Here is a 23403-nt window from a genome sequence, read left to right as displayed (position 1 = left end):
GCGGGGACTAGGCGCGGCGCAGGAGCCGCCTGAGGATGGACGGTTCCTTCAGCTCGCGGTCGAGGGTCAGGGGAGTGACCGCGGAGCCCGCCGTCACGGCGCCGAGCCGCGTGCCGCCGGCGGCGTGGCGCCGCGGATCCCCGGTGACGCGGACCGGCACGGTGAGCCCGCCCCAGCCGACCACCGTGACGGGGGCGGCGGCGCGCAGCGGGGTGCGCCCGCCCAGACCGTCGTCCACGACCGCGACCCGCGCCCCCGCCTGGGCCAGCGTGACCGAGGCCAGCGCCTTCTCGGCGGCGATGACCAGCCGCTGCGCGACCGTGATCGCGCCCATCGCGCTGGCGGACTGCTGCCCCATCACTGCGCCGACGATCGTCGTCGTGACGCCCCCCGTCCGCTTGTGGGCGGCGAAGACGAAGTTGCCGCCCGCCGCGTCGGTGTAGCCGGTCTTGCCGCCGACCACCCCGTGCCGCCCGACCAGGACGTCACCGCCGGAACGCGGCGGCCGCCCGTCGTTGGGCACGTAGGTGCGGTTGCGCACGATCTCGGCGAAGGCCGGGATCTTCATCGCCGCGGTCAGCAGCTTGACCTGGTCGGCGGCGGTGCTGACGGTGCGCGAGTCGAACCCGCTGGGGTCGGTGTAGACGGTGTCGGTCATCCCCAGGGACCGCGCGGCGGCGTTCATCTTCTGGACGAACGCCTGCTCGCCGCCCGAGTCCCAGCGGGCCAGTTCGTGCGCGACGTTGTTCGCCGACACGATCATCAGCGCCTCCAGCGCCTTACGCTGGGTGAACGCCTGCCCCGCGACGACCTCGACGAACGACTCGCCCCGCTGCTTGCGCGCCGGAAGCCGGGCGGCCTCCTGCGGCGAGATCCGGAACGTCGGCCCCTGCGCGCCCGGCTGCAGCGGATGGTCCCGCAGGAAGACGTACGCCGTCATCACCTTCGCCACGCTGGCGGTCGGGGTCGGGGCCTGCCCGCCGGACGCCCCCATCGTCCCGACCCCCTCGACGTACAGGGTCGCCTGGCCCTGTACCGGCCACGGGAGGACGGGGGCGGCGCCGTCGAAGGTGTGCTGGGCGGTCGGCAGCGTGAGACGCAGCGTCGGCCGGGGCGTCGGTCGTACGAACTGGCCGGTCACCAGCCCCGCCAGCAGCACGAGCGCCACCACGACGATGACCCGGCCGGTGCGCCGCCGCTTGCGTCGCGGCTCCTCCGCAGGAGCCGACGCCTCGGTCACGGGGGGCTGGACGGCCCCAGGAGGGGGCGTCGCGGAGAAGGGCGGCGGCGTCATCTGCGGCGGGGGTGCCGTGTACGCCGCGGGCGGGTCGGTCGTCAGCAGGCCGTCCATCTGCGCCGTACCCGCGAAGTCCTCGCGGGTGAACGAGCGGAGATCGGGGAGCGCCTCTTCGACCGTCGGAGGAGCCGTGGGGTACGCATAGGCGGACGGACCCGGCGTGCGTTCCTGCCATCGGGGAGCGTCGGTCGCCGGCTCGAACGCTCCCCGGTCCGGAGCGGGACGGGTGATCGGGAGGTCCGCGACCGTGTTGTGCGGTGGCGCGATCGTGTCCGCCTCCGGCTTACGGTCGGCGCCTCTCGTACCCGGCCACGGGGCCGGCTCCGGAGCGGAACGCGTAGGCCGCGGCTCTTCCGTCGAGGGGGGATGGTGGGGTGCGGTCGGAGTGAATTTCGTGTCGGCCGTACGGGCCGGGGGAAACGCCGCGCGAGGCAGGTCCGAGACCGTGTCGTGGTCGGACGCGGCGGACGGCTGCGGCCTCGGGGGAAGCCGGAACTCCGCGGTGACCGTCCTCCCATCCTCCTGGCCGCCCTTGACCTCCTCGCCAGGGCCGGGCTCGTCCTCGGGCTCGGGTTCGGGCTCTGGTTGTTCGGGCTCGTCCGCCTGCTCGGGCCGCGCGCCGTCAGGATCCGCCGTGTCCTCAGACGCGTGGGTGTCCTCAGCGGCCGCCGCATGCTCAGAGGCTGCGGTGTCTTCAGAGGCTGCGGCGTCTTCAGGAGCCGCGGTGTCCTCTGAGGTCACGGTGTCCTCAGGAGCCGCGTCCTCAGGGATCACCCCCTCGTCGCCGTCGCCGTCGCCGTCGCCGTCGGCCTCATCGGCTTCGGGGGATTCAGAGGACGTCTCCGGCCGCTGCTCCTCGTCCTCCTCCTGCTCGTCTTCGGCCTCCGCAGCCGTCTCGTCTTCTTCCTCAGACCCGGTCGCCTCGGACGGTCGTTCCGGCTCCGCCTCCGCTTCGCCCGCTGTCGCGGCCTCAGGCTCGGTATCGGGCCCCGAGGAGTCCTCCTGGTCAGAGGCGGGCTGGACCTGCGCGTCGGAGTCGGCGTCCGTGGGGTCCTCGGCGCGGGTGCCCGTCTCTACCTGGGGGGCCGCGCCGGGTTCGGGATCGTCCTGCGGCGGTGTCCCGGAGGTCTCACGCTGTGCGTCGTCGTCCAGCTCGTGTGACGCACCGTCCACGGCGCGACCTCCTCGACATCATGACCAGGCATGGGAACGGGATGACCGGGCAGGCGGCCGCAACGATCTCACCGACGACCCTGGTACGCCTGTGAAGATGCCTGGTTCGGTCAAAAGGTTCACGCCTGATGGATCTCGATGCCTCGCCATGACGATCTTGGTGCCTGGACCCTACGCCGCGTGACCGCGGGAGCGTGGTGGAGGTACGGGGGCGGAGTCCAGCAGGCCGGCTCCGCAGGCTCACCGGCGGGCGTCGCCTACTTGACGGCGGCGGCCGCGATGGCCGGCAGCGCGATCTTCTTGATCAAGATCGTTCCCATCGATGAATGGTGTTCGTGGAACTGTCAACGGAAGTCGTCGGCGTGCGCGTTCATCGCGCGTGAGGACAGCGCGCGACTGCTTCCGACCGCACTGGCCCAGGGCCCATCTTGTCGGTCCGTCTCACTATTCTCACCACCCTGGGTAATCATTCGACCACAGGGAGGAATCGTGGCGGATCGGGATCTCGCTCTCGAGCGACGTCAGGCCAGGCAGGAAGAAACGCGCCGGCTGCGCAGTCTGGAGCGTGAGGCGGCGGCGCGCGCCCGGGTACGCGTCGCGGCGCGGACGACGCCGCCGGAGCGGGTGGTCCTACGCCTGGGACCCACCAACTCCGGCAAGACCCACGACGCGATCGAGTTCCTCGTCGCACAGGCCGAGCGGGGGTTGTCGGGTACGTACGCCGCTCCTCTGCGGATGCTCGCCCGGGAGGTCTACGAACGGCTGTGCGCACGCCTTCCCCGCGAGCGCGTCGGTCTCGTGACCGGTGAAGAGCGGATCAACCCGGAGGCCGATGTGGTCTCCTGTACCGCCGAGTCTGCGCGCACCGGCGGCGACGTGCTCGTGATCGATGAGGCGCATTGGCTCGCCGATCCCGATCGAGGCCATGCCTGGACCCGGCTCCTGCTGTCCGGCTCCCACCGTTACATCCATGTCGCGGCCGCCCCCGAAGCCGGCGCCATACTGCGCACCGCCCTCGCTCAGGCGGGCCACCTCGAGATCGTGCAGCACTCGCGATTTGCCGAGCTCACCCACGCGCCCGCGATGAGCCCTGGAACAATCCCCGCCTGCTCGGCCGTGGTCGCGTTCAGCCGCAGGGCGGTGCTCGCCCTGCACCGCGAGCTGATCGATCACGGTCGCAGCGCCACCGTCCTGTACGGAGCCATGCCTCCCGGGGCGCGCCGGGAGCAGATCCAGCGACTGGTCACCGGCGAGGTCGAAGTGATCGTCACAACGGACGTCATCGGACACGGGGCCAATCTGCCGCTGCGTGCGGTGGCCTTCGCCGAGACCGGCAAGTTCGACGGCAAGGAGCGTCGTCGGCTGCGATTGTGGGAAGCGGCCCAGATATCGGGACGCGCCGGACGACGAGGCTTCGCCTCCGGGGAGGGCCTGGTCGCGGCATACGCCAGCGGCATCCCCGGGTTCTCGCCGGACGCCGGGCTCGTGCGTGCCGCCGTCGCCGTGGGGAACGGCGCGCCCTCCGGCCTCTCGATCACCAAGGCGCACCTGCGCCCGGACTGGGGCGAGCTTGGAGACCCCACCCCGGCCGAGATCCCGCATGCCCTGAACGGTTGGCGGAAAGCAGCCCGCCGTGAGGCCTCGGCCCATCCCTGGTTGCGTCCCGCGCCGATCGACACCTTGCTCACGATGTGGCAAGTGGCCCGTGCCTCGGTCCGCGCCCACGCGACAGTGGACGCTCCGTGGCCCGGCGACGGAACAACGGTGTGGCGGCTCATGACCCTACCCGTGGACGCGGACGGCGCCTTTCCCGAAATCGCCTCCGCGGTGCTGACGGATCGCTCCCTGCGGAGAATGCTTTGTCCCGAATCCGTGATCTCGCGGATGAGTCTCGACGAGGCGGAGCGCCATGCCGCGATCATGCGAGACCTGAGTTCGGCCGGTCGGTCCTTCGGAGTCGTCGGCGGCGTGGATCACGAAGAATCCTCGGCCGGAGAGGAGGCGGCGTCCAGGCGCATCGTCGAATTGGTCGCCCGGCGCGAGCCCCTCGCCAACGCGTCGCTCTGCGTATCATGCGGTCGGCCATGCGCCCCGTGGTTCCAGCGATGCGACGACTGCCACCGGGCCAGGTTCGACTGGTACGACGATGATGACCCATTCGTGTGGTGACCACGCTCGGGCCAAGCCCCGCAGACCGCCGCCCCGCCTGTTCGCCGGGTCCGTCCGCCTGGCCACGTGAACGGCGAGGTTGAATACCGTCAACAAGTGCCGCAATATCTCCCATCTCGATGTTACGCAAAAACTTTGCCAGGCGATAAGCCGTGTTTTGCCACGCGGAAACCGACTACGCCGACTAGCGTCGGTTCTTCTGTGTCCTTGGCTCATTAAATGGACATGCATTGCCGTGAATGTCTGCTTTATCGGGCATTGCGGTTCTGGCTGGAATCGGGAGATTTCTGAATGCGTAACCGTCTCATCGCCGCCTGGGAAAGATACCGCCGGGAACGGTGCGGCTCACCGCGACCTCGCCGCTGTCTTTCCGCGTCGCTTTCCAGGCCGACGTGTCGAAAATCGGTTCAGCGGCCGGCCGCCGGACGAGGAACTCGGCCATCAATCGTCGGGCGGGCGACCATCCAGGCGACGGCGATCATCGCGATGATCGCCATGGCGCTCGGCCTGACGCCGGTCGGCGCCGAGGCGGCATCGGTCGCCCGACCCCCCGCGGCGCACGCGGCCGCCGGCGGATACAAAGGGCTCACCGTGTCCGCGCCACGCAAGACGAGGTCCGGCAGCATCACGGTGCGCGGACGCACCGCCGCTCGGAGCGTGGTGGAGGTGAGCGGAGGCGTCCTTCCGGCCGCGGCCTTCACCGGGCGCGGAGGCACATTCTCGATAGAGGTGCTGTTGCGTCCCGATCGGCGTAATCGTCTGACGGTCGCGGCGTACTCCGGTAAGCGGCGGCTGACCAGGCGGATAACGGTCCGGCAGCGGTCGGGCAAGGCCCGCGGGCAGGTGACCGGCCGGGTGCTGGACGCCGGCACGCACAAGCCGGTCGCCGACGCCACGGCGAGCTACGGGGCCCGGACCGCCAGGACCGACGCCGGCGGCCGGTACACGCTCGCCGGACTGCCCGAGGGCGGCGTCGCCGTCTCGATTCACGTGCCGGGGCGCCTCAGCGGTCTGGCGGTCGCCACGGTGTCCGCCGGCCGTGGCCAGGCCATCGACACGTCTGTGCAGGATCTCGCGAAGCCCGTACAGGTCGGTCCGCGCGGTGGGTCGTACGCCGGGAAAGGGTGGCGCGTGACGGTTCCGGCGGGCGCGGTGCGCAAACCGACCGGACTGACCCTGACGCCGCTGAAGGTCACCGGGATGAAGGAGGTCTTCGGCACGGGCATCCTCGACCTGTCGCCGGGTGGCCTGCGCTTCGCCAAGCCGATCACCGTGGCCGTCGAGCCCGGCGCCATCGGGCTCCAACCGGCCAGGACAGTGATCAAGGGTTTCGATCCCGATCACATGACCGTGACGACGCCGCGTACCAAGGTCGTGGGGAAGACACTGGTGTTCCAGGTCGATCAGCTCCGAGGCCTCGAGGTGCGGGCGGCGCTGCCGGTGCTCCCGTCCGACTGGTGCAAGCCGCTCACCGGCAGATTCGACGTCTGGCTCGTCAGGCGCGACCTGCGCCTGCGCATGCTCCCTTTCCTGTACGCCACCAGCGGCCGTCCGCCGGACGGCAGCACGACCTCGGCAGACATGATCGAGAAGTTCATTCAGGGTGGACGACGCACGCACGACCGGACCGAGGTGACCGATGCCGGCGCGCTCGCGCAGTTCCGCGACGAGCCGAAGACCAAAGAGGCGACGGACAAGGTGATCGATGATCTGGTCGACGCGATCAAGGCCGCGCCGCCGCCCCTCGCGGCACCGCAGACGCCCACGACCAAGAAGTTCTCCGACTTCGGGCGGGTCGGGCAGTCGGTCGACATCACGTGGGACGATACGGGCCGGGTTCCCGGGATCATCGCCGGCGGCGTCGGCCAGGTCACCCTGCCCCCCGGGCCGACGACCTTCGCCGATCAGCGCAACTTCTCCGGCCCAATGCGGTTCATCCCCACGGCCGACGACCGGGGCGTGTTGAAGCGGGTGGATCTCGAGGTCGAGCCGACCCTTGAGGTGCTCGACTCGATCGACTTCTGCGACGGCAACCCCGGTACGACCACCGCTCAGATCGGCGGCACGATTCTTCTCAGCCAGCTCGAAGCGACCCCCCAGCCGGGCGGCCAACCCGGCGACGTGGCCGGAAAACCGTACCTTTTCCGGGTCGAGGCAAAGCTCAAGAAGACCAAGTCGGACATCACGCGGCTCTATGCCAACGACAAGGACAAGGACGGCGTACCGGAAAGTCAGCCGTGGACGGGGGGGTCTTTCAAACTCGACAACTGCCCCACCGTCGCCAACCCGGACCAGACCGATCAGGACGGCAACGGGGTCGGCGACGCCTGCGACATCTGCCCTTATCCCCATCTCAAGACCGCCAAGGACGCCGCCTCGGGACCCGACAAGTGCGACCTGCCACCAGGCGGCGTGCCGCCGGGCGGCGGCGGTGGCGGTAGCGACGGCGGCACGACCCGGGACGACGGGCCGCTGCCCCCAGCGACCGGCGGATCGTACGGCGACCCGCACATCATCACCTTCGACGGCGGTTCGGTCGACTTCCAGGGCGCGGGCGACTATGTCCTGGCCGAGTCGACCACCGACGACTTCATGGTCCAGGGGCGGTACACCCGGCTGCCGCGCAGGTCGACATCGATGTCGGTCAACCGCGGCGTGGCCGCGCGGGTCGGCCGCTCAGTGATCGCCTTCGGCGACGACACCACCTCAGGGCCGCTGGATCCACAGGTGGCCACCCTCGACGGCAGGAGGCTGCCGCTCAAGGAGGGGACCACGACCAATCTGCCCGGAGGGGCCGTACTCACATTCGGCAAGGTGCGCGGCGCGGTGGTCCGGTGGCCGGACGGGACCGAGCTGATGGCCGGTCGCTGGATCGCCGACAACGCGTTCCTGACGCTGGCCAAGAGCCGGTGGGGGAAGGTCCGCGGCCTGCTCGGCAACGCCGACAGCAATGCGACCAACGACCTCACCGCGCGGGACGGCACGCCGGTCAAGGATCCGCTCGACTTCCAGCAGCTGTACGGGAAGTTCGGCGCGAGTTGGCGCGCCACGGGCAACGCGTCGTTCTTCCGCAGCACGATCCCGCGCGACGGCGCGCTGCCGATCGAGCCGCCGCAGCGGGCGTCGGTGGCCGGCCTGCCGGCGGCCGACCGCGCTGCGGCGGAGAAGGTCTGCCGGGACAAGGGCGTGGCGCCCGGTGCCGCGCTGGAGCAGTGCGTCCTGGACGTCGTCCTCAGTGGTGACCGGCGGTTCGCCGACAACGCGGCGGTCGTGGCCCAGCGGATGCGGTCCACCGTCGACCTCACCGCGCTGGGCGGCCCGATCGAGGACACGGCTCAGCTCCAACTCGGCCGCCGGGTGTCGGGATCACTGGGCAAGCCGTACGTCACCGACCGCTATCTGGTCGATCTGAAGGCCGGGCAGTCGGTGCGGATCACCACGCCGGGCGCCTGCCCCGGCGCCGGCACCTTCGCGATCACACTGGTCGCCCCCAGCGGCCGGCCGCTCGGCCGTACGCGCGGCCCGGGGTGCGGTACGGTGGGCTTCACCGGGCTCCGCGAGTCGGGGCGATATCAGGTCCGGGTCTTCGATTCGGGCGGCTTCACCGGCCGGTACGAATTCCAGGTCGACGGCGACCAGGCCAACGTGAGCTGCGACGCGAACCGGGTCGTGCCGAACGACGACCAGTCCGGGCCGAAGGTGAGCCTGCCGTTCACGCTGAACTTCAAGGGACGGCGGTTCTCCGGGCTCTGGGTGAACAACAACGGCAACGTCAGTTTCGGCGAGAAGGCGTTCTCGGACTTCACGCCCGAGCCCTTCAAGGACATGACGGAACCGATCATCGCGCCCTGGTGGGCCGACGTCGACACCCGGGCTCCGGGATCGCAGCCGGTCCGGTACGGGATGGGCACGGTGCAGGGACGACGGGCGTTCTGCGTCCTGTACGACGGGGTCGGCTACTACGACAGCCACGTCGACCCGCTGAACTCCTTCGAGCTGTACCTCGTCGACCGTGGCGATGCCGGCGACGGTGCGTTCGACATCGTGTTCCGCTACAAGCAGTTGCGCTGGGAGAGCGGCGATCTCAGCGGTGGCCACAGTGGTCTGGGCGGCACGTCGGCCGGTGTCGGCTACGCCAACGGCTCCGGCGAGCCGGGCACCTTCCTCGAGGTCCCCGGATCCCGCGTCCCCGGATCCTTCCTCGACACCTCACCGAAGGGTCTGTCGCACACGTCCACCGCCAGTGACCAGGTCGGCGTCCACGTCTACCCCATCCGATCCGGCTGAGACCTCAGTCGACGGCGCCCGGTCCGAACGAGCGACGGACCGGGCGCCGAAGTCGCACGTCTTGCCATAACGGCCGGTACGGCCGGAGCGGCGGCGGCGCTACTACTGTCGTCCGGCCCCCTGATGCCAGCGGCCAACGCAGCCTCGAACAGTTGCGCCATCGGCGGCACCGGCGCTGGACTCGGCCGCCCCAGCCGCCCAGGCCCTCAAACCCGTCGCCGGGAAAGACGCCTGACCGCTCTTCGCCTGGTCTGACCGGCGCCTCCGCTCTGGTACGAGCGGAGGCGCCTCTTGCCCTGAAGGTGGCGGGTCGGCCGGTACGACCTGGTTGTTGCGAGAGACCGTTAGCGGTCACCGATTCGGCGCATTTCGGATATGAGCCATGATCTACATGGCTGTAGAATTTCGCACTCTTCTCAACTGAATCGAAGGCCGTGCATGTTCCGTACCCTGGCCGCCCTCGCCACTTCGAGTGCCGCCCTGATGGCGTCCGCCCTTCCCTCGGCGGCTTCCACCACACAGCCGACCGTCATCGTCGGCTTCGCGAGCTCGGTGACCACGGTCGCCTATCAGCAGCCGGTGACGTTTACCGGTGAGCTCGTCGAGGGCCGCGCCAAGACCCCTGTCCCGAACGAGCCGGTACAGATCGAGTTGGCGTCGATCGGCCACGTCTATGTGCCCGTGGCCGTCGGCACGACCGGATCCGACGGGCGTTTCGCGGTCACCACCATGTTGCCGAGCGGTGGGCTCGTCATGGCGGTATTCGGCGGCGACACGGACCTGGCTTCCAGCCGCACCAACGAGATGGTGCTGTATGCCAAGCACCCGCCGAGCAGGCTCGTGCTGGACCCGGTCCCCGCCTCCGTGCCGGCGGGAACGCCGGCAACCTTCTCCGGCACGCTGCAGGTGCAGGTCGATGGCGCCTGGCAACCGTTCGAGGGTGCTCCGCTGACTCTCACGATGGAGCCGGGCACCTCCAGCCAGTCGGACGTCGACTACCGGACGACCAGCGGCGCCGACGGCCGGTTCAGCCTGACCGAACCGGTGAGCGAGACCAGCGACTGGAGCATCGACGTCTCCCTGGACGGCACCTACGGGGCAGAGTGGTTCCCGGACAACGCGAGCGCCCGCTACGGCTGGATCTACGGGGTGTCGAGGACACGCGTCGGCTTCACCCTCCCGTCACGCGACGAGGCGCACCATGCCTACGACGGAGGCATGCACGCCACCGGCACGGTGGAGCGCTGGAACGGCGGCTCCTGGGTCGGCCTGCCCTATGGCTGGGTCGACTTCTACTACCTACCCAAAGGCTCCAAGACCTGGCACAAGGACAACGGCGCGCAGACCGGCGCGGACGGACACTTCAGCAGCCCCGTCGGCGTTCACCTGGGCACCGCCGACTGGCAAGTGCGAGTCCGCCCAGCGGCCGACACCCTGACGTCGACCAGCACCGGCACGGTGACCAGCACCGTCACCGACCACACCCACTTCGCGTCCGCCGGCATTTATCGCCGTTCGTCGGGAAGTACGATCAGCGGCCGGGTCACCGACTGGTACAGCGGGCAGCCCTCCTTCTCCTCCCTGCGCGGTCTGAAGGTCCACCTGTACTACCGGGCCCGGGGTTCCAAGACCTGGCATGCCTACCGCACCGTGACCGTCGGCAAAAGCGGATTCTTCCAATTCTCCGTGGCCAAGAGCCACGGCTACTACTTCAAGGTCGTATTCCCGACCCAGGGCGCCTACCAGACGTCCACCAGCCGCACCCTGTGAGCTGCCGCCCCTCAGCCAAAGCCGAGGGACGTCCGGCCGACCTCGAAAAGCCCGCCGACGCGGATCAGCCGGCAAGATCACCTCCTCGGCCCCAGATGAGGACAAGAGGCGGGACATCGTCGGGTGCTTCGCCGCTTTGGGGCACGCTGGAGGAGGACCAGCGAGAACACACAGTGCTTCTCGTTCGCCGACTCGGACATCGCGGACGGCCGCACCTGACGGGGCCCTGAGCCAGGGCGAAATGTCGTACCCGGCTCGTACGGTTTGGGCTGTCGACGCGGAAGGCGACGCTTATTCGCCTTTTCGCACCCTCGTCTCCCGAATCCCCGTTGGAAGGCCCGATATCCGTGGCAACGACCCAAGAGGATGTCCGTACCGATGGTGCGAAGGTAATCGACGATCTGTACATGTCGATGTGTTTCGTGAATACCGAGGGCGCGCTGAGCCGGCGGACACTTCATCGGTCAGTCGGGGGCCATGTGGGCGGCGTTGCCAGGTATGGCCGGGGCCGTGGGGCCGGATGGCGCTCAGGGCCTGCTCGGCGGAGGTTTCGATCGGGCCGGAAGTGTCGATCATGATGGCTTCTGGCCATGGGTCCGCCGACTGGGCCATGTGGGCGGCGATTGCCGGGTCGGCGTCGGACACCCCGCGGGGGCGGGTGTGCAGGCGTGCGGCGGCAAGCGGGGTGTCGCACCGTAGGGAGACCAGGTCCGCGTGTCCCTGTTCGGCGGTGTGGGCTGCCTCGGCGCGATGCTGGGCGGATGTCCAGGAGGCGTCGATGATGACGGATTCGCCGTACGAGAGCAGGCGTGCGGCGCGTTCGAGGAGTTCGGCGTAGGTGCGCCGGGTCCCGGCTGCCGCCTCGCGGCTGAAATGACGCAGCGAGAGGCGCCTGGGCCAGGCGGACCTATCCGTCAGCGAGCCTGCCGCATGATCCGGACCGCAGAGGTCATACCGTAACGTTCGACGAGTGTGTCCAGCACGTCGTCCGTGGTGACCGGCGGTCCTTTGCGACCGAAGCGCTCGGCGATGGCTACGACTGCATCGAACGCCTGGAGCGGATCCAGCTCCACGGTGTTTTCGGCGAACTTGGCTGGCGATATGACGTCGATCCCGTTCGGGACCTTGCTTTGTGGAAAGTCTTTAGTGTTATGAGTAACGATCGCGCCGGCACCCGCGACGACTGCGGAGGCAAGGACGTGTTCGTCATCGGGATCGGGAAGGCCATACGTTCCTTCCAGGCCCTCCCACCCCTGGATCTCGGCGTCGTCAAAAGCCGAGCGCATCTGGTCAATCAGGAACAGGGCACGTGCGGCCGCCTTGTCCTCTTGCTCGCCTCGGCGGATTAATTTCTCGGTTTCGTGGTATTCCAATTCTTCGAGAATCGCTGAGCTCCAAGCGGGCCGGTACATCCCCTCGGCCGCGAGAGAGAGTAGGAAGTTACGTTGCAGGCTGGGCCATAAAACGCAGGTATCCAGGAGAGCAGTGAACATGGCCCCATTTTGTCAGGGTGCTGAGCTCCGGCGACGGCGTTCTGCGGCAGCGTGTCGGGCTTCGCGCAGCTGTTCCAGCACCGTATCGAGGTCTTCTTCGTCGTCGATGTCGATAGCCGTGGCATCGAGCGCGGCGTACTGGGAGGCACGTCGCTGCTCCCGATATGTGAGTACGTCACGGAGGAGGATCCTGCGGTGGGTTCCCGCCCGTTCGAAGGGAATCCTCCCCTCGTCGAGCAGCTTGACCAGCGTCGGACGGCTTACGCCCAAAAGGTCTGCGGCCTGCTGGGTCGTCAGCGTCTGGGTCAATGGCGCGACGGTGACGGCGAAGCCCTGCTGAAGCGCCTCGACCACGTGGCGAAGGGCGCGGTAAATCTCTGCGGGAAGCTCTATTCGATCACCCGGGGCGGAGCCTGCCAGGAAGTAGCGTGGTTCGGGCCGGCCTCGACCGGCCTCTTCGTGTGCCTTGAGGAAGTCGTAGATTTCAGCGACCTGACCGCGAGCGTCGGGTAGGTAGGTCTCTTGTCGCAGAGTGGCTGCGTCCATGGCGGCCTCCTATCGAAAGTATCGTATCTCGTTTCGTTTCTTTCGTCTAGATCCTCAGGGCTGCGTTAGGTCACACCTGTAGGGCCTTGATCGTGGAGTCGGCCGTACCAGGGGCGTCGGTCCTGGGGGAAACGGCCAAAGGCCCCTGGGCACGGGGTGCTCGACTGTGTGGACTGAATCCAGAGCGGCGGTCTGGCGGCCACCGACGGGCCGCCTCGCCAGTGTGGAAGGAGGCCGCCATGGCGGGAATCGTGGTTGGCGTCGACGGATCGGCCGATTCGGACGTGGCGCTGGAGTGGGCCGTCGCGGAGGCCGAACGGTGGAAGGTTCCGGTGACCGCGATCACTGTCGCCCCGCGTATGGTGACCATCGGTGCGGGCGCACCGATGCTGGGGCCGGTCGATCAAGAGATGCTTCAGGCCATGGGCGAGGCCGCGCGCGCCGCCGCGGAGAAGGCCGCGGTGGGGCATGAGGTGCCGATCAATGTACGAGCGATCGCCGGAGTTCCGGCTGAGGAGCTCCTGAACGCGTCCGTGGACGCCGACATGCTGGTCGTCGGATCGCGGGGCCATGGCGGGTTCGCCCGGCTGCTTCTTGGTTCGGTGAGCAGCCAATGTGTTCACCACGCCGGCTGTCCGGTCGTCGTCATCCCGTCACGCCATCGAGGCCGACAGAGGGGGCCGGCCGGGGCCGAAGACCCCACGCCTCGGTGACCTCGGACCGCCGGCCGGACGATTAGGCCGGTCAAGCTGTGAATATGGCAGAACGAGCGCGCCGGGCGGGCACGGTGGTCTCCGTTGACCACCGGCCGGATCGGCAGGACCGAGTTACCTGGTCAGAGGGGACTTATGGCCCTCCACGCTGGCCGGCCACTCCGGGATGGTGAAAGAGGAGGGGGAGCGTCCGCGAGGGGGCACGAACATGGCCTGGATGCTCGATGGTCTTGCCGGACTGCACGCCGATGGGTGAGCGGCGGCACGCACTGCCGGGATCGGCTCTGGTCGGCCATGCCTTCGTCCGGGGAATGCCCGAACGCCATGTCGACAGGCTCGCGGCGGTGGCGCGGTACGAGGACGTCCCCGCCGGGCACCGCTTCTTCGAGGAGGGTAAATCCGCGGACCGGTTCTGGTTGATCCAGGCCGGCCGGGTCTGTCTCGATCTGCGCGTCCCGGGCCGTGGCACCGTGATCGTCGAGTCGCTCGGGCGGGGCACGGTGCTGGGCTGGTCGTGGCTGTTCCCGCCGTACGAATGGCGGTTCGGGGCCGTCGCGGCCGAGCCGGTCCGCGCGATCATGCTGGACGCGAGGGCGGTACGGGAGATGTGCGCCGAGGATCCGGCGCTGGGGTACGAGCTCACTCGCCGGTTCACCGCCATCATGCTCGACCGGCTGCAGAACACCCGGATGCGGCTGCTCGACCTGTACGGTGCGCCGTCGGGACGTGACGTATGACGGCCATGACCCCGGCCCTCTACCGGGCCACTGCTCGCAGCACCCGCCGGGTGGCGGCCGCTATCTCCAAGTCCTCCCGCGCGGCGACGACCAGGACACGAACGGGCGCATCGACCGCCCCGATGTCCGCGTCGGACCGAGCGGCATCATTGCGGGGCCCGTCGAGCGCGACGCCCAGGAAACCGAGCCCGTCGGCGGCGCCCTGGCGGATCCGTGGCGCCCGCTCGCCGACGCCGCCGGTGAACACCAGGACGTCCAGGCCACCGAGGGCGGCCGTCATCGCGGCGATCTGGGCGCGCAACCGGTGCAGGTAGACCTCCACCGCGAGAACCGCATCGGTGTCCCGGCGGGCAAGGATTCGTCGCATGTCGGCCGTGCCCGCGAGGGCCAGCAGCCCGGACTCGTGCTCGAGAGCCTGGCCGAGGTCGTCAGCGGAAACGCCTTCGTTCTGCTGCAGCCACAGCAGCATGCCCGGGTCGACGCTGCCGGACCGGGTGGCCATGACCAGCCCTTCCAACGGCGTGAACCCCATGGTCGTGTCCACAGAGCGGCCGCGGGCCACCGCGCACAACGAGGCGCCGGCGCCCAGGTGGCAGACGACGATGCGCAGGGTCGCCGGGTCGACGCCGAGCAGCTCGCCGGTCCGCCGGACCGCGTACGCGTGGGAAAGGCCGTGGAAGCCGTAGCGGCGCACGGCGTACTTCTCCCGCCACGCGGCCGGCACGGCGTACGTCGCGGCGGCGGGCGGGAGACCGGCGTGGAAGGCGGTGTCGAAGCAGGCCACCTCCGGCACGCCGGGCAGCACCGACCGTACGGCGTCGATGCCGTTGATCGATTTGGGCTGGTGCAGCGGCGCCAGGGCGACGAGGTCCCGCAGCCGCCGCTCGACCTCGTCGTCGATCAGCACGGGCCCGGTGAACTCCTGGCCGCCGTGGACGATCCGGTGCCCGATCGCGTCGGGGACGGGCAGGTTCAGTGCGTCCTCCAAGCTTCCTGGCCTGGCCAGCACCGTGTCGTCCGCACCGAGCAGCGTCAGCTTGAGGCTGCTGGAGCCGGCGTTGACCGTGAGCACGGTGGTCACGGCGCTCACATCCCCCGGCCGTGCGGCCACACCCAGTTCGCCACGTCCGGCAGGTCCTCGCCGTGTTCGCGGGTGTGGGCGCGGGCGCGCAGCCGGCGGTCCATCATCTGCTGGCGTACGTGCGCGGCTCGGCCGCCCAGCTGTGGCAGCCGGTCGATGACGTCCATGACGAGGTGAAAGCGGTCGAGGTCGTTCATCATGACCATGTCGAAGGGCGTGGTGGTGGTGCCCTCCTCCTTGTAGCCGCGGACGTGCAGGTGATCGTGGCCGTGCCGCCGGTAGGTCAGCCGGTGGATGAGGGACGGGTAGCCGTGGAACGCGAAGATGACCGGCTTGTCGGTGGTGAACAGCGCGTCGTACTCGGCGTCGGAGAGCCCATGCGGGTGCTCGGTCTCAGGCTCCAGCCGCATCAGGTCGACGACGTTGACGACCCGGACCCGCAGCTCCGGGAAGTACTGGCGGAGCAGGTCCGCGGCGGCGAGCGTCTCCAGGGTCGGAATGTCGCCGGCGCAGGCCAGGACGACGTCGGGGTCGGCGCCGGCGTCCGTGCTCGCCCACTCCCAGATGCCGATGCCACGCGTGCAGTGCAGCACCGCCTCGTCCATGGACAGCCAGGTGAGGGCGGGTTGCTTGCCCGCCACGACCACGTTGACGTAGTCGCGGGAGCGGAGGCAGTGGTCGGCCACGGACAGCAGCGTGTTCGCGTCCGGCGGCAGATAGACCCGGACGATCTGGGACTTCTTGTTCACGACGACGTCGAGGAAGCCCGGGTCCTGGTGGGTGAATCCGTTGTGGTCCTGGCGCCAGACGTGGGAGCTGAGCAGGTAGTTCAGCGAGGCGATCGGCCGCCGCCACGGCAGGCGGCGGGTGACGTACAGCCACTTGGCGTGCTGGTTGAACATCGAGTCGACGATGTGGATGAACGCCTCGTAGCTGTTGAACAGGCCGTGGCGCCCGGTGAGCAGGTAGCCCTCCAACCAGCCCTGGCACAGGTGCTCGCTGAGCACCTCCATCACGCGGCCGTGCGGGGCCAGGTGCTCGTCGGTGGGCAGGTGCTCGGCCTGCCAGACCCGGTCGGTGGTCTCGAACACCGCTGTGAGCCGGTTCGACGCGGTCTCGTCCGGGCCCATGATCCGGAAACTCCGCGGGTTGTCCGCGACGACGTCCCGCAGGAAGCCGCCCAGTACGCGTGTCGCCTCGCTGAAGGTCGCGCCCGGCTTGTCGACGGGCACGGCGTAGTCGCGAAAGTCGCGCAGTGAGAGGTCGCGCAGCAGCAGGCCGCCGTTGGCGCGGGGGTTGGCGCTCATCCGGCGTTCGCCCTCGGGCGGCAGCGCCAGCAGCTCCGGGACCGGGTGCCCGTCCTCGTCGAACAGCTCCTCGGGACGGTACGAGCGTAGCCACGCCTCCAGCGCGGCGAGGTGATCGGGGTCCTCCCGCACCCGGCCGAGCGGGACCTGGTGAGCCCGCCAGGTGCCCTCGACGGGAACCCCGTCGACCTCGCGCGGACCGGTCCAGCCCTTCGGCGTCCGCAGCACGATCATCGGCCAGCGGGGCCGTTCCGTCGCTCCCGTACCGCGTGCCGCCGCCTGGATGTCCGCGATCTGCGTCAGCGCCTCGTCCAGGGCGTCCGCCAGCCGGCGGTGCACGTCCGCCGGGTCGTCCCCGCTGACGATGATCGGGCGGTGGCCGTACCCCTCCAGCAGCGCCACGAGCTCGTCCTGGGGGATACGGGCGAGCACGGTCGGGTTGGCGATCTTGTAACCGTTCAGATGCAGGATCGGCAGCACCGCTCCGTCCTGCGCCGGATCGAGGAACTTGGTGGAGTGCCAGCTCGCCGCCAGGGGCCCGGTCTCCGCCTCACCGTCGCCGACGACGCAGGCGACGATCAGATCGGGGTTGTCGAGGGCCGCTCCGTAGGCGTGCGCCAGCGAGTACCCCAGTTCGCCCCCCTCATGGATGGATCCGGGAGTCTCGGGCGCGACGTGGCTCGGCACGCCGCCGGGGTAGGAGAACTGCCGGAACAGCCGGGCCATGCCCTGCGCGTCGCGGGACACCGGTGGGTAGATCTCACTGTAGGTGCCCTCGAGCCAGGCGTTGGCGACCGCCGCCGGGCCGCCGTGGCCCGGCCCGATGACGTACATCATGTTCAGGTCGCGTTCCTTGATCACCCGGTTCAGGTGGACGTAGCAGAGGTTCAGACCCGGCGACGTCCCCCAGTGGCCCAGCAGCCGGGGCTTGATGTGATCGCGGGTCAGCGGTTCCCGCAGCAGGGGGTTGCTCCGTAGATAGATCTGTCCGACTGACAGGTAGTTCGCCGCCCGCCAGTAGGCGTCGATACGGCGCAGTTCCTCGTCCGTCAGCGTCATGGCGTGATCTCCTCGGTCGAACCTGCACGTGTCCAGGCCGACAGCACGTCCCCGCGACCCCCTCGGGCCTGGAGACGAAACCTTCCGGCCGGTTCGCTGCGGCATCCGATGCCCATCGGACCACGGGCGTTCCGGTCCCTGACAGAGACGAAGGTCCCCGAGCAGCCGAGTCGGGCGTTACCCGATCTCCTTCTCCGGGCCGGCGGACGCGGCTGATCTCAGCGGGCGGTGTCGGTCGTATCGCCTATTCCGGCCGGTTCGGTCCGGTGGTACTTCCCGTCTGACGCCGATCACGTTCCAGCCGAGCGTGGCGTACTCCAGTGCGAAGCCGCACGGCGTCCTCGCCATAGAGGCGGTAGCCGGCCGACGTGCGGTCGGCCGGCGGCAGACCCGCGGTCTCATAGAAGCGCAGAGTCGTGGCCGGGACACCGGATCGCTTCGCGAGCTGAGAGATGCGCGGGCTGGTCACGCCCTCGACGATAAACCTTTGACCCGGCTCGAAGGTCAAGCGATGACCCCGTCAGACCGACGTCTCCGTGCCTTCGACTCGGCGCGGAGAGAGGCGGCGGTCTTCAAGCGGTGGTGATGGGGGTGGCTGCGGTTGCTGGAGAGCGATGGGGGAGTCTGCGTTCGGTCAGCGGGCCGAAGAGCAGTCCCAGGGCGGTCCAGAGGGTGGCCTGGATGCCGAGTGAGGAGAGGCGGAATCGCCAGAGCACGACGGCGGGGAAGTCCTTGGGGACTTCCTGGACTGTCGGCATGGTCAGGTAGGCGACGCCGAGCAGGGCGATGAAGACGCCGACGGCGGTCAGGGCGGCGTTCCAGTTTCCGAGTCGTGGAGCCAGACGCCGGCCGATCAGTACGGCCGCGATGGCGAACAGGACGCTGATGAGGATCAGTCCGAAGTACAGGGCGGTGCGTTTGCCGATGGTGTCGGGGCTGCCGACTGATGGCGGGTTGGCCGGGTACTTCATGAACGGAGCGAGTTCGACGGCGGTGAAGCCTGCGAGGGCGACCAGTGCGGAGGTCGCTCGTGCTCCGAAGGAGCCGATGCGGCCGTAGGCGAACGCGAACGCGAGGGCGAACAGGCCGCCCAGAGCGACCCCGTACAGGCCGATGCCGGTGGCCAGGCCGAGGGTCTTTTGCATGCTGCGGCTGACGAGTTCGGGTTCGGGTGGCTCGCCGGCGAGGGCGGCCTGGTGTTCTTCGAATCCGATCGCGTGTCCGACTTGGGGCTCGCCGAAGATCCATGCGACGACGAGGGCGAGGAGGGCCGCGGCAAGCCCGACGAGCATGCCGCGGACCAGGAGAGATCTGATCATGTGCTCGGTGCCCGCTCAGTGGCAGGGGAAGCCGAGCAGGTGACGGCCGTCGTGCACGAACTCGTGGACGTAGTGGCCGCCGATGAGCGAGGTGGCGCCCTGTTCGGCACCGACGAAGTAGATCAACAGCAGGGCCAGGACGGCGGCGAAGATCGCCCAGGGCAGCAGCTGCCGAACCGGGATGCGTACCGGGATGGGCTGGGAGTGGGATTGAGGGCTAGCGGTTTGAGCCATAGTGGCCTCCTTCGGGATCACGCGTCCCGTTCGATGGGGCCGTGACGAGGCGGGGTCTGACTTCCGGGGCTTGCCCGGTCACAGTGGCGCGGCCGTGCCAGAGTCTCGCTGGCTTCCCTGCACCGTCACGATGTCGTCTGGAAGGTAACCCACCCCAGGTGCCACGTCAACGAGAGCGAGAGGCGACAATGATCACCCGTGACCACCAGGCTGCAGTTGATCAGTCACGCTCGGACCGCCGCCGTCGCCCGTGCGGCGTTCCCGGCCGATGAGCCGCTGGACGAGCGCGGCAGGCACGGGGTCATCGCGATCGACCGGGACATCTCCCGGGCTCGTGTGCTGTGCGGGCCGGAATCGCGGTGCGTCCAGACGGCCGAGGTGCTGGGCCTGATCGCCGAGGTCGAGCCGCTTCTGCGTGACTGCGACTTCGGGAGGTGGAGCGGCCGGGCACTCGCCGAGGTACAGGCCGACGAGCCCGGCGCTGTGCAGGAATGGCTGAGCGATCCGGCCGCCGCACCTCACGGCGGCGAGTCGGTCATTGACGTCGTTGACCGCGTCGCTGCCTGGCTCGGCGGCCTCACCGGCGGTTCGATCATCGCCGTCACGCATCCGGCCGTGATCCGCGCCACCGTCGTTCACACCCTCGGAGTGCCGCCGGCCTCGCTGCGGCATATCGACGTGGAACCACTGGGCGGTGTCCGTCTGAGCGGACGGGCGGGTCACTGGCGACTGCGCTTCGCGCCGTGAGAGGCAGCGCCGCCGGGGGTTCCGGCAGCGGCCACTCGCCGAGGAGTTCCGGCTACCGCCGGGGAGATCTGAGGAAGGCCGGGCTGATCGCCCGTGGCGCTGATGCCGGGCGGACGGTGCCGGGCGGGTCGGTCTGGGCTCACAGCGCGGTGTTATGAATGGGTCATGAAGGCATATTTCCGGCGCCATCGGAGGTCGTCACACCATCCGTTCGCCGGGCGCCCGCCTGGTCACAGCGTGTCCCTGCTGAACCTGCGCAGTACCGCCGGGCAGGTGTTCCTTCTCCAGGTTGTGATCGTGACACTGCTGGTCGCGGCCGCGGTGACGATGGAGGTGCTTCAGGCCGCGTATGACGCCCTGCGGCAGGGGCGCCGAGAGTCGGTCGTCGCGGCTCAGGCCTTCGCCAATGCTCCGGGCATTGTTCAGGCACTGCACAGCCGAAACCCGACCGCGGTGCTGCAGCCGCGCGCCGAAGCGGCCCGCAAGAGGGCGGGCGTGGACTTCATCGTTGTCATGAACACCCGAGGGGCCCGCTACACGTACCCCTACCCGAACTACATCGGGAAGAGGTTCGTCGGCGACATCCGACCGTCGCTGAAGGGCCGCACGATCATTGAGCAGGCAGGCGGGCCGCCCCTGCCGACGGGCAGGGGAACGGACGTCCAGGCGGTGGTCCCGGTGACCGATGCCGGCGGCACGGTCGTCGGCCTGGTGTCCGCCGGGCTCACGGTCAAGAACGTGGCGAGACAGTGGATGCCACAGCTGCCGATCATCTTGGGCGGCGGCGTGGCCGCGCTGGCGATGGCCGCCGGCGGGACGGCGCTGGTGTCCCGCCGGCTGCGGCGGCAGACGCACGGCCTGGGCCCGGCGGAGATGACGCGGATGTACGAGCACCACGACGCGGTCCTGCACGCGGTGCGGGAAGGGGTGCTGATCACCGACGCCGACGGGCGACTGGTGCTGGCCAACGACGAGGCGAAGCTGCTGTTGGGCCTGCCTGCGGATGCGGCGGGGCGGCACGTGCGGGAGTTGGGGCTGCCCGAGCAGGTGACGCGTTCACTGGTGTCGGTGGGGCCGGTCACGGATGAGGTGCATCTGGTGGAGGATCGGCTGCTGGCGGTCAACAAGCGGCCAACGTTCCCGAACGGGACCCGGGGGGGCAGCGTGGTGACGTTGCGGGACACCACGGAACTGGCGGCGGTATCGGGGCGGGCGGAGGTGGCGCGGGAGCGTCTGAAGCTGCTGTACGAGGCGGGGATCCGGATCGGAGCGACGCTGGATGTGGTGCGTGAGGCACAGGAAGTGGCTCAGGTGGCCGTACCACTGTTCGCCGACGTCGTCACGGTGGATCTGCTGGATGCGGTGATGCGAGGGGAGGAGCCGGCGGCGGAGAGATGGCGGCATCTGCGGCGTGTGGCGATCAGCGGTGAGCTGCGGATGTCGCCGCTGTTCCCTGTGGGCGAACAGATCACTTTTTCGCCGGAGACGCCGCAGATCCGAGCGTTGGAGCAGGGGTATGGGGTGCTGAAGGTGGACCTGCGGCGGGCACCGGGGTGGCAGCAGCAGGATCCGGATCGCGCCCGGAGGGCGCTGGAGCAGGGGCTGCACTCGCTGGTGACCGTGCCGCTGCAGGCGCGGGGTGTGCCGCTGGGCGTGGCGAGCTTCTACCGGGTGGGGGATACGCCGGCGTTCGAGCAGGAGGACCTGTTGTTGGCGGAGGAGTTGGCCGCGCGGGCGGCGGTGGCCATCGACAACGCCCGGCGCTTCACCCGGGAACATGCGATGGCGCTCGCGCTGCAGCGGAGTCTGCTGCCGCAGGGGCAACCGGAACAGGATGCGCTGGAGGTGGCCTGGCGGTATCTGCCTGCGGAGGTGGGGGTGGGTGGGGACTGGTTCGATCTCATCCCGCTGCCGGGGGCACGAGTGGCGCTGGCGATGGGCGACGTCGTCGGGCACGGACTGCACGCAGCGGTGACGATGGGGCGGCTGCGCACTGCGGCGCATACCTTCGCCGCGCTGGACCTCCCGGTGGACGAAGTCCTCGCGCACCTGGATGAACTGGTCGCGCGTATGGACAGCGAGGAGAGCACCGGTGAGGCCACGGAAGGCGGCGGGGAAGGCGGGGTTACGGGAGCGACGTGTCTGTACGCGATCTACGACTCGGTGACCGGGGCGTGCACGATCGCCCGCGCAGGACACCCCTGCCCAGCGGTGGTGTACCCGGGCGGAACAGTCACCTACCCGGATGTACCAGCCTCACCCCCGCTCGGACTAGGCGGCTATCCCTTCGAAACCGCCGAGCTGCGCCTGCCGGAAGGCTCACGACTGGTGCTGTACACCGACGGGCTGATCGAGGACCGGACCCGGGACATCGACGGCGGGCTGGATGACCTGCGCCGGACGCTTGAGCGAACCGAGGGCCGCACTCCGGAGGAGACGTGTCAAGCGGTGATCGATGCGATCGCGCCGGCGCACCCCACCGATGACATAGCGCTGCTGGTGGCGCGTACCCGGCCACCACCCCGCTCAAGCGCGCCCAGCCATACGACCTGACAGACCCGGACACGCATCCGTACGTCGCGCGGTGTACTGGCCCCCGTTGCCGAGTCGCCTGGGCGTGGTCAGGGGGACTCGAATCCGGCGGCGGTCAGGACCGCCTTGCCGTGTGGGGACAGCACGTACTGGAGGAATTCCTTGGCCAAGGCCGGCTGGGGGGCCTTGGCAAGGGTGACGATCGGATAGTCGTTGATGGCGTTGGCCGCTTCAGGAAAATCGATCCCCTTGACCTTGTCACCGGCGGCTTTGACGTCGGTGCGGTAGACCAGCGCGGCGTCGGCCTCCCCGGTCTCGACCTTGGTGAGGGCCCCCTTGACGTCCTGTTCCAACGACACCGGTTTGACGGTCAACTTCGCGCTGGCCAGGGCCTTCTTGGCGGCCGCGCCACAGGGGACCGGGTCGGCGCACAGCACGACCTTGAGTTTGGGGTTGGCCAGGTCCTTGAGCGCGGTGACCTTGCCCGGGTTGCCGGCCGGAGTGGCGATCTCCAGACGGTTGCGGACGAACACCTGAGGCTGTCCGTCGGCAAGATGGGCGTCGGTGACGGTCTTCATGGTGGCGGGACTGGCGGCGGCGAACACGTCCGCAGGGGCGCCTTGGGTGATCTGCGTGGCCAACGTGGAACTGCCACCGAAGCTGAAGGTGACCTTGACCCCCGGGCGGGCGGCCTGAAAGTCCTTGCCCAGTTGCGTGAACGTCCCGGTCAGGGACGCGGCGGCCAGCACGGTGACGGTCTTACCGCCGGTCTTCGGCGAAGCGGAGGCGGCGGACTTGTCGCCTGTGCTGCCACAGCCGGCGAGCGCAAGGCCCATACCGAGTACAACGCTGAACGACGCCGCGACGAGGCGAGGCCTACGACTGATCACGGTGATTCTCTCCTAGGTCGCCATGCCAAGACCATATGCCCGCATAATC

The 23403-nt window shown here is 69.3% G+C and carries 17 protein-coding genes; 7 read left to right on the top strand and 10 right to left on the bottom strand.

The annotated features are described in order from the left end of the window. Nucleotides 1-7: 7 nt before the first annotated feature. Entirely contained in the window at nt 8-2470 is a 2463-nt protein-coding gene (locus NE236_RS44395) for a D-alanyl-D-alanine carboxypeptidase family protein (RefSeq protein ID WP_252841702.1), read from the bottom strand. A 489-nt stretch (nt 2471-2959) separates the two neighbouring features. On the opposite strand from NE236_RS44395, the gene NE236_RS44390 reads away from it, so the two are divergent. The 3 genes from NE236_RS44390 to NE236_RS10540 all read left to right on the top strand — a co-directional run bounded on the left by NE236_RS44390 (nt 2960) and on the right by NE236_RS10540 (nt 10696). Further along, nucleotides 2960-4639, top strand: coding sequence for a helicase-related protein (locus tag NE236_RS44390; RefSeq protein WP_252841701.1), 1680 nt, complete (start codon nt 2960-2962; stop codon nt 4637-4639). 291 nt (nt 4640-4930) lie between these two features. Continuing rightward, on the top strand, nt 4931-8926 hold the full coding sequence (locus tag NE236_RS10545) for a nidogen-like domain-containing protein (protein ID WP_252841700.1): 3996 nt from the start codon (nt 4931-4933) through the stop codon (nt 8924-8926). Nucleotides 8927-9364: 438 nt separating this feature from the next. Further along, nucleotides 9365-10696, top strand: a complete 1332-nt coding sequence (locus NE236_RS10540; RefSeq protein ID WP_252841699.1) for a hypothetical protein — start codon at nt 9365-9367, stop codon at nt 10694-10696. 291 nt (nt 10697-10987) lie between these two features. Here NE236_RS10540 and NE236_RS45025 read toward each other — a convergent pair whose 3' ends face one another. Genes NE236_RS45025 through NE236_RS10530 form a run of 3 tightly spaced genes read right to left on the bottom strand, consistent with a single transcriptional unit; the run spans nt 10988 to nt 12735 of the window. Beyond that, nucleotides 10988-11578 (bottom strand): P-loop nucleotide/nucleoside kinase family protein, encoded by a 591-nt coding sequence (locus NE236_RS45025; RefSeq protein ID WP_372494311.1) that lies wholly within the window; start codon nt 11576-11578, stop codon nt 10988-10990. Between the two features lie 32 nt (nt 11579-11610). Next, nucleotides 11611-12189 (bottom strand): PIN domain-containing protein, encoded by a 579-nt coding sequence (locus NE236_RS10535; protein WP_252841698.1) that lies wholly within the window; start codon nt 12187-12189, stop codon nt 11611-11613. 12 nt (nt 12190-12201) lie between these two features. Then, nucleotides 12202-12735 (bottom strand): helix-turn-helix domain-containing protein, encoded by a 534-nt coding sequence (locus NE236_RS10530; protein WP_252841697.1) that lies wholly within the window; start codon nt 12733-12735, stop codon nt 12202-12204. Between the two features lie 239 nt (nt 12736-12974). Here NE236_RS10530 and NE236_RS10525 point away from each other — a divergent pair, with 239 nt between their 5' ends. Next, on the top strand, nt 12975-13448 hold the full coding sequence (locus NE236_RS10525) for a universal stress protein (RefSeq protein ID WP_252841696.1): 474 nt from the start codon (nt 12975-12977) through the stop codon (nt 13446-13448). 224 nt (nt 13449-13672) lie between these two features. Further along, a complete protein-coding gene (locus NE236_RS10520) occupies nt 13673-14185 on the top strand; it encodes a Crp/Fnr family transcriptional regulator (RefSeq protein ID WP_252841695.1) in 513 nt (170 codons plus the stop codon). Nucleotides 14186-14204: 19 nt separating this feature from the next. Here the strand turns inward: NE236_RS10520 and NE236_RS10515 are convergent, their stop codons facing one another. The 5 genes from NE236_RS10515 to NE236_RS10495 form a co-directional block, all read right to left on the bottom strand. Next, a complete protein-coding gene (locus NE236_RS10515) occupies nt 14205-15266 on the bottom strand; it encodes an acetate/propionate family kinase (RefSeq protein ID WP_252841694.1) in 1062 nt (353 codons plus the stop codon). Between the two features lie 5 nt (nt 15267-15271). Beyond that, nucleotides 15272-17632, bottom strand: a complete 2361-nt coding sequence (locus NE236_RS10510; protein ID WP_252841693.1) for a phosphoketolase family protein — start codon at nt 17630-17632, stop codon at nt 15272-15274. A gap of 244 nt (nt 17633-17876) precedes the next feature. After that, nucleotides 17877-18101, bottom strand: coding sequence for a MerR family DNA-binding transcriptional regulator (locus tag NE236_RS10505; RefSeq protein ID WP_252841692.1), 225 nt, complete (start codon nt 18099-18101; stop codon nt 17877-17879). Between the two features lie 103 nt (nt 18102-18204). Beyond that, entirely contained in the window at nt 18205-18951 is a 747-nt protein-coding gene (locus NE236_RS10500; RefSeq protein WP_252841691.1) for a CbtA family protein, read from the bottom strand. 15 nt (nt 18952-18966) lie between these two features. Then, a complete protein-coding gene (locus NE236_RS10495) occupies nt 18967-19185 on the bottom strand; it encodes a CbtB domain-containing protein (RefSeq protein WP_252841690.1) in 219 nt (72 codons plus the stop codon). 198 nt (nt 19186-19383) lie between these two features. Here NE236_RS10495 and NE236_RS10490 point away from each other — a divergent pair, with 198 nt between their 5' ends. Then, entirely contained in the window at nt 19384-19932 is a 549-nt protein-coding gene (locus NE236_RS10490) for a histidine phosphatase family protein (RefSeq protein ID WP_252841689.1), read from the top strand. Between the two features lie 237 nt (nt 19933-20169). Further along, nucleotides 20170-22485: a SpoIIE family protein phosphatase gene (locus NE236_RS43415; RefSeq protein ID WP_308209074.1), complete on the top strand. Its 2316-nt coding sequence runs from the start codon at nt 20170-20172 to the stop codon at nt 22483-22485. A gap of 68 nt (nt 22486-22553) precedes the next feature. Here NE236_RS43415 and modA read toward each other — a convergent pair whose 3' ends face one another. Beyond that, nucleotides 22554-23354: a molybdate ABC transporter substrate-binding protein gene (gene modA, locus NE236_RS10470; RefSeq protein ID WP_252841688.1), complete on the bottom strand. Its 801-nt coding sequence runs from the start codon at nt 23352-23354 to the stop codon at nt 22554-22556. Between the last annotated feature and the right edge of the window lie 49 nt (nt 23355-23403).

It is taken from the genome of Actinoallomurus purpureus (assembly GCF_024055795.1).
Classification (GTDB): domain Bacteria; phylum Actinomycetota; class Actinomycetes; order Streptosporangiales; family Streptosporangiaceae; genus Actinoallomurus; species Actinoallomurus purpureus.
This window is presented reverse-complemented; position numbering and strand designations above follow the sequence as displayed.